At 60.0% G+C, this 12,554-nt stretch carries 10 protein-coding genes and 1 riboswitch; of the genes, 6 read left to right on the top strand and 4 right to left on the bottom strand.

The features are described from left to right. Nucleotides 1–34: 34 nt before the first annotated feature. Nucleotides 35–262: riboswitch (cobalamin riboswitch) on the top strand. A gap of 120 nt (nt 263–382) precedes the next feature. The 4 genes from ACYZT6_RS11315 to cobM all read left to right on the top strand — a co-directional run bounded on the left by ACYZT6_RS11315 (nt 383) and on the right by cobM (nt 2,545). Continuing rightward, nucleotides 383–574, top strand: coding sequence for a CbtB domain-containing protein (locus ACYZT6_RS11315; protein ID WP_462026956.1), 192 nt, complete (start codon nt 383–385; stop codon nt 572–574). A gap of 11 nt (nt 575–585) precedes the next feature. Continuing rightward, complete coding sequence (locus tag ACYZT6_RS11310; protein ID WP_462026955.1) at nt 586–1,290, top strand: CbtA family protein; 705 nt, start codon at nt 586–588, stop codon at nt 1,288–1,290. Further along, nucleotides 1,287–1,700, top strand: coding sequence for a cobalamin biosynthesis protein (locus ACYZT6_RS11305; protein WP_462026954.1), 414 nt, complete (start codon nt 1,287–1,289; stop codon nt 1,698–1,700). Before ACYZT6_RS11310 ends, ACYZT6_RS11305 begins: the two co-directional genes overlap by 4 nt. 98 nt (nt 1,701–1,798) lie before the next feature. Continuing rightward, nucleotides 1,799–2,545 (top strand): precorrin-4 C(11)-methyltransferase, encoded by a 747-nt coding sequence (gene cobM, locus ACYZT6_RS11300; protein ID WP_462026953.1) that lies wholly within the window; start codon nt 1,799–1,801, stop codon nt 2,543–2,545. A gap of 241 nt (nt 2,546–2,786) precedes the next feature. Here cobM and nfuA read toward each other — a convergent pair whose 3' ends face one another. The 3 genes from nfuA to ACYZT6_RS11285 all read right to left on the bottom strand — a co-directional run bounded on the left by nfuA (nt 2,787) and on the right by ACYZT6_RS11285 (nt 6,945). After that, on the bottom strand, nt 2,787–3,371 hold the full coding sequence (nfuA, locus tag ACYZT6_RS11295) for a Fe-S biogenesis protein NfuA (RefSeq protein WP_007898222.1): 585 nt from the start codon (nt 3,369–3,371) through the stop codon (nt 2,787–2,789). 90 nt (nt 3,372–3,461) lie between these two features. After that, nucleotides 3,462–4,463, bottom strand: coding sequence for an acyltransferase family protein (locus tag ACYZT6_RS11290; RefSeq protein WP_462026952.1), 1,002 nt, complete (start codon nt 4,461–4,463; stop codon nt 3,462–3,464). Nucleotides 4,464–4,647: 184 nt separating this feature from the next. Further along, nucleotides 4,648–6,945, bottom strand: a complete 2,298-nt coding sequence (locus tag ACYZT6_RS11285) for a fatty acid cis/trans isomerase (protein WP_462026951.1) — start codon at nt 6,943–6,945, stop codon at nt 4,648–4,650. A gap of 155 nt (nt 6,946–7,100) precedes the next feature. On the opposite strand from ACYZT6_RS11285, the gene metH reads away from it, so the two are divergent. After that, entirely contained in the window at nt 7,101–10,811 is a 3,711-nt protein-coding gene (gene metH / locus ACYZT6_RS11280) for a methionine synthase (protein ID WP_462026950.1), read from the top strand. Nucleotides 10,812–11,114: 303 nt separating this feature from the next. Beyond that, the gene (locus ACYZT6_RS11275) at nt 11,115–11,333 is read left to right on the top strand and encodes a DUF2970 domain-containing protein (protein WP_462026949.1); all 219 of its coding nucleotides are present in this window, start codon (nt 11,115–11,117) and stop codon (nt 11,331–11,333) included. Here ACYZT6_RS11275 and ACYZT6_RS11270 read toward each other — a convergent pair. Further along, nucleotides 11,330–12,403: an ABC transporter substrate-binding protein gene (locus ACYZT6_RS11270; protein WP_462026948.1), complete on the bottom strand. Its 1,074-nt coding sequence runs from the start codon at nt 12,401–12,403 to the stop codon at nt 11,330–11,332. The two genes, ACYZT6_RS11275 and ACYZT6_RS11270, sit on opposite strands and share 4 nt — an antisense overlap. Nucleotides 12,404–12,554: the final 151 nt, after the last annotated feature.

The following is a 12,554-nucleotide window of genomic DNA, read 5'->3' as shown; positions in this document are numbered from 1 at the left end:
CTGCCAATTGACGCCAAACCCCCGCCCATGCTCTCCTACACGCCTTGTTACGGGTGCCCTTCACAGGGTGAAACGGGAAACCGGTGAATCATGTGCTTTACTCAAGGCCATGTCAGTCCGGTGCTGCCCCCGCAACGGTAAGCGAGCGAAGCGTCAAATCCACTGTGCCAGCAGTTCGGCATGGGAAGGTGATGCTTGCAGGTTCAGGCGCAAGCCTTGGCCCCTCGTGAGCCCGGAGACCGGCCCGCAACACAAAGTGACCACTACGATCACTGAATGACAAACCCGCGGTGGGCGGGCGCTGTTTGAACCTTTGCGTGTCCGACTCGCAGGGGTCTTCCATGCGCTCTATTCACCCGCTGACAGACCAGAGGGAAGCGCCATGTCGATCATCAGCAGCACTCGCCACACAACGGCCAGCACCACCACGACCCTGACTCAACGCCTGACCGCTGCCGTTTGCGCATCGATCCTTGGCGCGTGCCTTGTGTATTTTGCCGGCTTCTCGCACATCGAAGCGGTCCACAACGCTGCGCACGATACCCGTCACAGCTCCGCCTTCCCGTGCCATTGAGACCTGCCGACATGATCAAGCGTATTGCGCAAACCGCAGGTTTCACCGGGCTGCTGGCTGCCCTGTTGCTGACCCTGCTGCAAAGCTTCTGGGTGTCTCCGCTGATTTTGCAGGCCGAAACCTACGAAAAATCCGAGCCGGCCGCGGTTGAAGTTCACGAACACGCCGCCGGTGTCGCCGCTCACACTCACGACGCCGAAGCCTGGGAACCGGAAGACGGCTGGCAGCGCGTGCTGTCGACCACGGGCGGCAACCTCGTCGTTGCCGTTGGTTTTGCCCTGATGCTCGCCGGTCTCTACACCCTGCGTGCACCGACCAAAACCTCGCAGGGCTTGCTTTGGGGCCTGGCCGGTTACGCGACCTTCGTGTTGGCGCCAACCCTCGGCTTGCCGCCTGAACTGCCGGGCACTGCGGCGGCAGATCTGGCGCAACGGCAACTCTGGTGGATCGGCACGGCCGCCTCCACGGCTGTCGGCATCGCGCTGATCGTGTTCAGCCGTCACTGGCTGATGAAGATCCTCGGCGTGGCGATTCTCGCCGTTCCGCATGTGATCGGCGCACCGCAACCGGAAGTGCACTCGATGCTGGCTCCGGAAGCCCTGGAAACACAGTTCAAAATCGCTTCGCAGCTGACCAACGTCGCGTTCTGGCTGGCCCTGGGCCTGATCAGCGCCTGGTTGTTCCGCCGCAAAAGCGATGGCCAATACCACGCATGATTGATACCGGCACAGCGCCGACTTTAGTCGTCGGCCTGGGCTGCCAGCGCGGCTGCCCCGCCAGTACGCTGCGGGCGTTGCTCGATCAGGCATTACAGGCGCATAAAATCGAACTTCACCAGATCAACGCCCTGGCCAGCATCGACCTGAAGCGTGATGAACCTGGCCTGATCGAGTTGGCCGCGCAACTCGCATTGCCGCTGATGTATTTCAGCAGCGAGCAACTGCAAGGTTACAAACCGCAACTCAGCCATCATTCAGACATCGCGTTCGAACGCACCGGCTGCTACGGCGTGGCGGAAAGTGCTGCCCTGGCCCTGGTCGAACAGTTGGCCCAGGCACCGGCAAAACTACTGATCTCGCGACAAAAATATGCCCAGGCCACTCTGGCATTGGCCTGCGTTGCGTAAGATCCCGGATATTCCCTGCCTTCGATCATGAGCAATCTTCATCTGAAGCCTTGCCCAAGCCCTTTTTCTGACAGACTCTTTTTTCAAAGGAATGGACGATGACCGTCTACTTCATTGGCGCAGGTCCCGGCGACCCGGAACTGATCACCGTCAAAGGCCAACGGCTGATTCGCAGTTGCCCGGTAATCATCTATGCCGGCTCTTTAGTGCCCGCCGCCGTACTGGAAGGCCATTGCGCCGAACAGGTGGTCAACAGCGCCGAATTGCACCTGGAGCAGATCATCGAACTGATCACAACCGCCCATGCCAACGGCCAGGACGTGGCGCGGGTGCATTCCGGTGATCCTAGTTTGTACGGGGCGATTGGTGAGCAGATTCGTTATCTGCGAGAACTCGGGATTGCGTTTGAAATCATTCCCGGGGTAACAGCGACTGCCGCGTGTGCGGCGTTGTTGGGGGCTGAACTGACGTTGCCCGACATTTCCCAGAGCGTGATTCTGACCCGTTATGCCGACAAAACCGTGATGCCGGCCGGTGAAGAGCTGGGCAGTCTGGCGCAGCATGGGGCGACTATGGCGATTCATTTGGGCGTGCAGCATCTGGAGAAAATCCTTGCCGAATTGCTGCCGCATTACGGCGCGGACTGCCCGATTGCGGTGATCCACCGGGCGACCTGGCCGGATCAGGATTGGGTGATGGGGACGATTGCGGACATTGCCGAAAAGGTTGCGGCCAAGGGGTTTCGGCGCACGGCGTTGATTCTGGTGGGTCGGGTGTTGGGGAGTGATCAGTTCAGCGAGTCATCGCTGTATCGCGCGGGGCATGCGCATCTCTACAGGCCCTGAGTCACGCCCAACCCTGTGATAAGGGGGCTTCCTGTGGCGAGGGGATTTATCCCCGTTGGGCTGCGACGCGGCCCCCTGCATTCTTTCAGGCATTCATAGCAAGCAGGTTTAGCGACGGCTTCGCCGCCGAACGGGGATAAATCCCCTCGCCACAAAGCCCCCTCGCCACAGATAATCGATCACCCATAAAAAAACGGCGCTCACGGGGCGCCGTTTTCTATGTTTGCAGCGAACACCTTACTCAGTAGTAGGCATTTTCTTTCTGCGTGTGGTCAGTCACATCGCGTACACCCTTGAGCTCGGGAATGCGCTCGAGCAAGGTGCGCTCGATGCCTTCGCGAAGGGTGACGTCGGCCTGGCCGCAGCCCTGGCAACCGCCGCCGAACTTCAGTACGGCGATGCCGTCCTCGACCACATCGATCAGGCTGACCTGACCGCCGTGGCTGGCCAGCCCCGGGTTGATCTCGGTTTGCAGGTAGTAATTAATGCGCTCGTTGACCGGGCTGTCGGCGTTGACCATCGGGACTTTGGCGTTTGGCGCCTTGATCGTCAGCTGGCCGCCCATGCGGTCGGTGGCGTAGTCGACTACCGCGTCGTCCAGGAAAGCTTCGCTGAACGAATCGATGTAAGCGGTGAAGCTTTTAAGCCCCAGCGCGGTGTCTTCAGGTTTCTCTTCGCCCGGCTTGCAGTAAGCAATGCAGGTTTCGGCGTACTGGGTGCCAGGCTGGGTAATAAAGACGCGGATGCCGATACCCGGGGTGTTCTGCTTGGAGAGCAGATCAGCCAGATAATCGTGGGCGGCGTCGGTGATGGTAATAGCGGTCATGGAAACTCCTCGCAGGCTTGGGCGCAGTTTACGCCAATCATCGCGCCGTACAAAGTCCTAGTATTTTTGTCGGGAAAGAGCCGTCGCCGGTTAAGCCGCCGTTTCACCGTCAATCCGGGCTTTAAGCCACTGATAGCTGCGTTTTTCTACAAATTCGTAACTTGCCCAGGACGCTAGACCGATAGTCGCCGCGCAAACGGCGAACATCACGTAGGGATTCACGCCATAACGCTGTGCGACAAATCCACCGGCAGACAGCACCAGCACATGCATCAGGTACACCGAGTAGGAACAATTGCCGAGCAGTTTGAACACCCGATTGTTCTCGACATAGCGCTCCAGCGAAATGCACGCCATCACCAGCACCGCACTCGGCAAGCCCCAGGCCAGGAAACGTGGCGCCGGCGACCAGTGATAAATGGCCAGCAACGCGCCGCCAATCCCCAGCAGCGGTAGCCACAACCCCGGTTTGATCCAGCCTCGGCGGTAAAGCATGCCGATGGCGATCCCCAGCAGGAACTCGTAAACGATGTCCGAACGGTAAAACTCGCTGACCCAGCCATAACCGGTCCAGGCCTGGCACACCGCGAACAGCAACGCCGCGACGATCAATAACCTGAAGTGCAAGCGGAACAGCAGTGCCCAGCCAAACAGCAGGTAGAACAGCATCTCGTAGTTGAGGGTCCAGCCGACGTTGAGGGTCGGATAAATCCCGTAGCCGCCGGGATTCTCTGTAGGAATGAACAACAGCGACAGCAGGAAATGCGACCAGTCGACCGACTGATCCGGCAAAACAGGCTGTGCGAACACGACCACCAGCGCCATCAGCACCGTGTACAGCCAGTACGCCGGGACGATCCGAAACAGTCGGTACAGCAGAAACCGCACCGGCGGCAGCGCTTTGCCCTCGGTGGACAGGAAGATCACCAGGCCGCTGATGACGAAGAAGATATCGACGCCCACGGCGCCTTTGTCGATAAACGCCTGGCCCACCGGCCCACGGGCCTGGAAGTCGAAGAAAATCTGCATGAAATGGTGGCAGACCACCGCCCAGGCTGCGATGGCGCGCAGTGCCTGTACTGAAATCAACATGGGTGCCCCTCCACCGCAAGACCCAAAACCACCACAGTTCCCCTGTGGGAGTGAGCCTGCTCGCGATAGCGGTGTATCTGGCAAATCAATTTCGACTGACATTCCGCTATCGCGAGCAGGCTCGCTCCCACAAGGGTTTGGCGGCGCCTATGAGATCCGACAACTGCCTACCCTCAAAAGTCGATCAAAGATTCTCGTACCGGTTCATGTCCAGCACGCCCTCTTCCACCGGCTCGGTTTCGTGGAGGTAGCGACTCAGGTCATGGAAGTAAAACCAGAACTGCGGATGACTGCGGCGAATGCCCCAGCGCTCGACGATTTTCTCGAAGCGGTGCGCATCTTTAGCGTTTTCCATCGCATCGACGAACGCCGGCACCTGGTCGGCGGGAACGTTGAAGATGAAGTTCGGGTAACTGCTGAGCACACCCGGGAAAATCGTCAAGGTGTCGAGGCCTGGCTGATACCGCAGCGACTCGCCCAGCAGGAACGCCACGTTGCTGTGGGCCCGGTTGCGCAACAGGCTGTAGACCTCGCGTGTACCACTTGCCGTTTCAACCCGCAGCATGGTCGCTTCCGGCAACTGATCGATGACCCGCAAACCGGCCGCCGGGCGTGAAGTCAGGCGACTCAAGGCCTGCTCGGCGCTCTGCAACGCCGGGTCGATGTTCGGCCGCGAGCAGTAAGCGCCGTCGCAACGGTTGATCGGATCGGGCCTGGCATTGAGCTCGCCGTAACGGGACAGCAACTGCATTGCGAAGTCGCGCTTGGGGTCCTTCTCATCCAGTTTCAGCGCCGTGGGCGTGTCGTTGTCGATGGCTTCGTAATCCAGCCACATCTTGAATTGGCCGCCGCTCTGGTACCAATCATTGAGGTAATCGTCCCGCGAATCGGCCGGCATCAGGCGCAGGAAATTCTGTTCGGCGCCGTTGCGGATCAGGTCGAAGTACAGCCGCGTCTGGGCTTGGTGCGACACGTTGCCGAACACATCGAAGTTGACCGCCAACTGATAATACGTGCGCTCCAGCAGCGGAAAGTCGAACAGCCACAGGGTTTGCGGCACGTCGCCGATCAGGCCCTTGTTCACCGAAGCGCTGTCGAAATGCCGGAAGATGCTCAGCAGCGCGTTGTCGTTGCCGGCCCACAGGGTCGACCAGCTCGGCGCCGGCAGCTCGGCGTAATTGTCCCGGCGCAGCGCTTCGTACTCGTTGCGTTTGTTGCGGTAGTCATGCCACAGGCTCAGGACGCTGCCGACGTCGTCGTTTTGCCCCGGCATGGCCAGCAACGGCGTGGCCTGGCCGCGATAGTTCGGGTCGGTGATGTAGAGGTCGTGCTCCGGCGCCTGGAACAGCGCCCAGAAATTATCGCGGATCACATCGGTGGCGATCTGGCCGCGGCAGACCGGGCCGCGAATGAAGGTGCGCACAAAGTATTCGGCGTTATCGAGCATGAACTGATAACGCGCCTGCGCCGGGATCGCTTCGAATGTGGTGAACGGATTGGCCCGACGTTCCGGCCCGTATCCCGGCAAGGCGTTGACCTGCCAATTGCCGTTGTAAAACAGGCTTTTGATCCGCGCCATTTTCGCCGCGCTCAGCGGATAGGTGATGTGGGTCTTGTGCACGATCACGCCCTGCACCGGCCACAGACGGTAATACACCTGGGTGCCTGGATCGTCGTTTGGCCGGCGGGTGTTGATCAGGTCAATCGGCTGCCCGGTCGGGGTTCGCGAGCGCACCCACTGGAAGTAATGCCCCGGTTCGCCATCCTTGAAGTAGAGGTGGGCAAGGAACCAATGCTCGAACAACCAGCGGCCTACCAGACTTTGCCGCGCGCCCGGGGCATTGAGCAGATTTTCCCACTGCACCACCTGCAAGGCTTCCTTCGCGCTCGGCACCAGGCCTTGCTCATCGATGGGCGCACCCGAGGCCAGCCAGCGTTGCAGCGTCTGGTATTGCTGGTCGGTCAGGCCGGTGACCGCCAGCGGCATGCCTTCCTTCGGATGGGTACTGGCGTAACCGTCGAACTCGGCCGGCATGGCGCACATGTTTTCCCGGTTCAGGCCCAGGACGATGTCTTCCGGCAATTTGGCGTTGGGTTGCAGCGGGGTTGTGTGGCCCAGCTCCAGCATTCGTGCCATCAAAGCAGCTTGGCTGCCTTGGGCGTCGAGGACCGAATAGAAGCCCTTCTGCTGCCAGGCGCGTTTGCCGAAGGCGTCGTAAAACAGCCGGGTCGGCGCGGCCGCCTGGCTGCGTTCGCCGTCGTAGACCGGGGTTTTGGTCGCGCCACGCGCCACCCCTTCGCCGCTGCCCAGATTGAGCTGACAGGCGGAGTCGTAGCACGCATGGCAGGCCACGCACTTTTCGGTGAAGATCGGCTGGATGTCCCGGCTGTAGGAAATGGCCGGGGAAATCGCGGGATCCTGCGCAACGGCATCCCAGCTTAAAAGCAGCATGAAAATGCTGGTGATGACGCGATACGACATGTCCCTGGTCCCGATCATGAAAAAGCGCCGCGATTCTACCGGTGTAGCCCCAACACCAACATGAGCGATATTCATGCAAAACCGGGACATGCTCTAAAACCGCACAGGTTTGCTATTATCTCGCCCCTTCGTCATGGTCTTTCCGAGTAGTCCCAATGTCCGATCGCAGTGTCCGCCTTCAAGCTCTCAAACACGCCCTCAAAGAGCGCATTCTGATTCTCGATGGCGGCATGGGCACGATGATCCAGAGCTACAAGCTCGAGGAGCAGGATTATCGCGGCAAACGCTTTGCGGACTGGCCGAGTGATGTCAAAGGCAACAACGACCTGTTGGTGTTGACCCGTCCGGACGTGATCGGCGGCATCGAGAAAGCCTACCTGGATGCCGGCGCCGACATTCTGGAAACCAACACTTTCAACGCCACCCGGATTTCCATGGCCGATTACGGCATGGAAGAACTGGCCTACGAACTGAACGTAGAAGGTGCCCGCCTGGCGCGCAAGGTCGCCGACGCGAAAACCCTCGAGAACCCGGACAAGCCACGCTTCGTCGCCGGCGTGCTCGGCCCTACCAGTCGCACCTGTTCGCTGTCGCCGGACGTGAACAACCCCGGCTATCGCAACGTGACCTTCGATGAGCTGGTGGAAAACTACACCGAGGCCACCAAAGGCCTGATCGAAGGCGGTGCCGACCTGATTCTGATTGAAACCATCTTCGACACCTTGAACGCCAAAGCCGCGATCTTCGCCGTGCAAGGGGTTTACGAAGAACTGGGCGTCGAATTGCCGATCATGATTTCCGGCACCATCACCGACGCCTCCGGCCGTACCCTGTCTGGCCAGACCACCGAAGCGTTCTGGAACTCGGTGGCCCACGCCAAGCCGATTTCCGTCGGCCTGAACTGCGCCCTCGGCGCCAGCGAATTGCGTCCGTACCTGGAAGAGCTTTCCAACAAGGCCGGCACCCACGTTTCCGCCCACCCGAACGCCGGTCTGCCGAACGAATTCGGCGAGTACGACGAACTGCCGTCGGAAACCGCCAAGGTCATCGAAGAATTCGCCCAGAGCGGCTTCCTCAACATCGTCGGCGGCTGCTGCGGCACCACGCCGGGCCACATCGAAGCCATCGCCAACGCCGTGGCCGGTTATGCGCCGCGGGAAATTCCGGAAATCCCCAAGGCCTGCCGCCTCTCGGGCCTGGAACCGTTCACCATCGATCGCAGTTCGTTGTTCGTCAACGTCGGCGAGCGCACCAACATCACCGGCTCCGCCAAATTCGCCCGTCTGATCCGTGAAGACAATTACACCGAAGCCCTGGAAGTCGCCCTGCAACAGGTCGAAGCCGGCGCCCAGGTGATCGACATCAACATGGACGAAGGGATGCTCGATTCGAAGAAGGCCATGGTGACCTTCCTCAATCTGATTGCCGGTGAACCGGACATCTCCCGCGTCCCGATCATGATCGACTCCTCGAAGTGGGAAGTGATTGAAGCCGGCCTGAAATGCATCCAGGGCAAGGGCATCGTCAACTCGATCAGCATGAAAGAAGGCGTCGAGCAGTTCATTCATCACGCCAAACTGTGCAAGCGCTACGGCGCCGCCGTCGTGGTGATGGCCTTCGACGAAGCCGGCCAGGCCGACACCGAAGCGCGCAAGAAAGAAATCTGCAAACGCTCTTACGACATTCTGGTCAACGAAGTCGGCTTCCCGCCGGAAGACATCATCTTCGACCCGAACATCTTTGCCGTGGCCACCGGTATTGAAGAACACAACAACTACGCGGTGGACTTCATCAATGCCTGCGCCTACATCCGTGACGAGCTGCCGTATGCGCTGACCTCCGGCGGCGTGTCCAACGTGTCGTTCTCGTTCCGTGGCAACAACCCGGTGCGTGAGGCGATTCACTCGGTGTTCCTGCTGTATGCGATCCGCAACGGCTTGACCATGGGTATCGTCAACGCCGGTCAGTTGGAAATCTACGACCAGATCCCGGCCGAGCTGCGCGATGCGGTCGAAGACGTGGTACTCAACCGCACGCCGGAAGGCACAGACGCCCTCCTCGCCATCGCCGACAAGTACAAGGGCGATGGCAGCGTCAAGGAAGCCGAGACCGAAGAGTGGCGCGGCTGGCCCGTCAACAAGCGTCTGGAGCATGCACTGGTCAAGGGCATCACCACGCATATTGTTGAAGACACCGAAGAATCCCGTCAGTCCTTTACCCGGCCGATCGAAGTGATCGAAGGCCCGCTGATGTCCGGCATGAATATCGTCGGCGACCTGTTCGGTGCCGGCAAAATGTTCCTGCCGCAGGTGGTGAAATCCGCCCGTGTGATGAAGCAGGCCGTCGCGCACTTGATCCCGTTCATCGAGCTGGAAAAAGGCGACAAGCCGGAAGCCAAGGGCAAGATCCTGATGGCCACGGTGAAAGGCGATGTGCACGACATCGGCAAGAACATTGTTGGCGTGGTGCTCGGCTGTAACGGCTACGACATCGTCGATCTCGGCGTGATGGTCCCGGCGGAGAAAATCCTGCAAGTGGCCAAGGAGCAGAAGTGCGACATCATCGGCCTGTCCGGCCTGATCACGCCGTCGCTGGATGAGATGGTCCACGTGGCCCGCGAGATGCAGCGTCAGGACTTCCATTTGCCGCTGATGATCGGTGGCGCGACCACCTCCAAGGCGCACACCGCGGTGAAGATCGAGCCGAAGTACAGCAACGACGCGGTGATCTACGTCACCGACGCCTCCCGCGCCGTGGGCGTGGCGACGCAGTTGTTGTCCAAGGAATTGAAACCGGCGTTCGTCGAGAAGACCCGCCTGGAGTACATCGACGTTCGCGAGCGCACCGCCAACCGCAGCGCCCGCACCGAACGCCTGAGCTACCCGGCCGCCATTGCCAAGAAGCCGCAGTTCGACTGGAGCGCCTATGAGCCGGTCAAACCGACCTTCACCGGTTCCAAAGTGCTGGACAACATCGACCTGAAAGTCCTGGCCGAATACATCGACTGGACTCCGTTCTTTATCTCTTGGGACCTGGCCGGCAAGTTCCCGCGCATCCTCACGGATGAAGTGGTCGGTGAAGCCGCCACCTCGCTGTACGCCGACGCTCAGGAAATGCTCGCCAAACTGATCGACGAAAAACTCATCAGCGCCCGTGCGGTGTTCGGCTTCTGGCCCGCCAACCAGGTGCGCGAGGATGACATCGAAGTCTACGGCGATGACGGCAAGGCGATTGCCAAGCTGCATCACTTGCGCCAGCAGATCATCAAGACCGACGGCAAGCCGAACTTCTCCCTCGCCGACTTCGTTGCACCGAAGGACAGCGAAATCACCGACTACGTGGGTGGTTTCATCACCACCGCCGGGATCGGCGCCGAGGAAGTGGCCAAGGCTTATCAAGACGCTGGCGACGATTACAACTCGATCATGGTCAAGGCCTTGGCCGACCGTTTGGCCGAGGCGTGTGCCGAATGGCTGCACCAGCAAGTGCGTAAAGACTACTGGGGTTATGCCAAGGACGAGACGCTCGACAACGAGGCGCTGATCAAAGAGCAATACACCGGCATCCGCCCTGCTCCCGGCTACCCGGCCTGCCCGGATCACACCGAGAAAAGCACCCTGTTTGCATTGCTTGACCCTGAAGCCCGCGAAATGCAGGCCGGCCGCAGCGGCGTGTTCCTCACCGAGCACTACGCGATGTTCCCCGCGGCAGCGGTCAGCGGCTGGTACTTCGCACACCCGCAGGCGCAGTATTTTGCGGTGGGCAAGATCGACAAGGACCAGGTGCAAAGCTACACGTCGCGCAAGGGTCAGGAGTTGAGCGTGACCGAACGCTGGTTGGCGCCGAACCTGGGTTACGACAACTAACCCTTAAGCCAACAAAGATCCCTTGTTGGAGCGAGGCTTGCCCGCGAAGAGGTCATAACATTCAACATCTTCGTTGACTGTTACGCCGCCTTCGCGGGCAAGCCTCGCTCCTACAGGTGTTTGGGGTCGTTCGAAAATGTCCGGATCAACCTGATCAAGGGTGGGAGTGAGCCTGCTCGCGATGGCGGTGTAACAGTCAGCGAAGATGTTGAATGTTATGGCCCCTTCGCGAGCAGGCTCGCTCCCACAGGATTCGTGTGCATTGTCTATGCTTGCCTGACACACAAACATGACGAGGGATTTATGGACGATCCAGTCGACAACAAGCCGCCAACCTTCTGGCAGATGCTGCACAGCGTCATGGCGGCGGCGTTCGGGGTGCAGAGCGGGAAGAACCGGGCGCGGGATTTCACCCACGGCAAGCCGAGTCATTTCGTGATTATGGGGATTCTGTTTACGGCGGTGTTTGCATTGACGCTGTTCGGCATCGTGCAACTGGTGGTGCATCTGGCGGGACGTTAGCGCATCAGGGTTTGCAGGCTGAACGGATAGCGATAGGACGTTGGACGGCCCTTGGCCGACAGGCGACGGAAGTTCACCCCGTAATTTGGTGATGCGCCCAAAGCCAGTAAATGTTTGGCCTGGGCCTTATTGATCAGTTGCAGTAACGGAATCAGCCGGTCACGCCCGCCGTACTGATCCAGGTCCACGCCCTTTTCAAGGTCATGCAACTCCACCAGCGCCCAACCGCCCAAGGTGAAGTGACCGCCCAACAACACGCTCATGCGACCGTCAACCATCGCCTGCAACGCGGCTGGCGATGTGTTCACCGCGCTGAACAACGCATCTTTGCCGGGTTCTCCACCCGCCTCCGAAAACGCCTGCATGGCACCAAAGGCCATTTCGTCGTTGGCAGACCACACCAACGAGACATTCGGGTAACGCCGGAACAGCAATTTGGCCTGTTCATAGGCCCGGTCCCGGGTCCAGCCGCCATAAACCAGTTGGCGCAAGCGCACTTCCGGGTGTTCGGCCAAGGCGCGCATCATGCCTTGCTCGCGCAGTTGCGCCGACGGTGTGATTTTCAGGCCGGAAAACGCCAGTAATTCGATGACCTGACCGGGCGCTACCGGCGGATGCTGGCGAATCAGCTCCTTGAGCATCAGGTAGCCGCCCTCCTCATCGTTCGGCACCAGGCTGCCCAAACGATCGGAACGCTCGCCCAGCAGGCTCAGCTGATTGGCCGTCAGCGCAGCATTGACCGTAAACAGCTTGACCCCGCTGCCCTGGGCCAGACGCAAAATCTGCGGGGCGACGTACTGTTCGTTGACGAACACCAGATAGTCCGGACGATCGGGACCTTGCAGCGCGATACGGGCCTGCGCCAGCGTGAGTTCAGGCATGCGTTGGGAATAGAGAATTTGCAGATCAATGCCCAGGTCCGTGGCGGCCGCCTGCATGAATTGCGAATAGCTGAGCCAGAAGGCTTCGTCCGTCTTCCCGGGATTCAGGAACAACACCGACTCCGCGCGCGCAGCAGGGCCGTAAGCCGCGCCGAGCATCAGCAGGAAGGTGTAGAAAAACTTCAACATTAACGTCCGAGCCCCCGGAAATTTCGCCGCGCATTATAGCCAGCGAAGTCCCGGCAAACGGCGTTTATTCCGGTTTCTGTCCGACAATCGTTGGAACCGGGCCCGGACGGGGTCGGTTATTGATGGCTGACCCAAAATACTGCAGTGCCCA

Source organism: Pseudomonas sp. RT6P73, assembly GCF_054897715.1.
The sequence above is the reverse complement of the archived record's forward strand: the minus strand, read 5'-3'. Positions and strand labels throughout refer to the sequence as shown.

Coding starts and splice junctions, on each gene's coding strand:
- ACYZT6_RS11315 (WP_462026956.1), top strand. CDS start 383: ATGTCGATCATCAGCAGCACTCGCCACACAACGGCCAGCACCACCACG.
- ACYZT6_RS11310 (WP_462026955.1), top strand. CDS start 586: ATGATCAAGCGTATTGCGCAAACCGCAGGTTTCACCGGGCTGCTGGCT.
- ACYZT6_RS11305 (WP_462026954.1), top strand. CDS start 1,287: ATGATTGATACCGGCACAGCGCCGACTTTAGTCGTCGGCCTGGGCTGC.
- cobM (WP_462026953.1), top strand. CDS start 1,799: ATGACCGTCTACTTCATTGGCGCAGGTCCCGGCGACCCGGAACTGATC.
- nfuA (WP_007898222.1), bottom strand. CDS start 3,371: ATGACCGCTATTACCATCACCGACGCCGCCCACGATTATCTGGCTGAT.
- ACYZT6_RS11290 (WP_462026952.1), bottom strand. CDS start 4,463: ATGTTGATTTCAGTACAGGCACTGCGCGCCATCGCAGCCTGGGCGGTG.
- ACYZT6_RS11285 (WP_462026951.1), bottom strand. CDS start 6,945: ATGTCGTATCGCGTCATCACCAGCATTTTCATGCTGCTTTTAAGCTGG.
- metH (WP_462026950.1), top strand. CDS start 7,101: ATGTCCGATCGCAGTGTCCGCCTTCAAGCTCTCAAACACGCCCTCAAA.
- ACYZT6_RS11275 (WP_462026949.1), top strand. CDS start 11,115: ATGGACGATCCAGTCGACAACAAGCCGCCAACCTTCTGGCAGATGCTG.
- ACYZT6_RS11270 (WP_462026948.1), bottom strand. CDS start 12,403: ATGTTGAAGTTTTTCTACACCTTCCTGCTGATGCTCGGCGCGGCTTAC.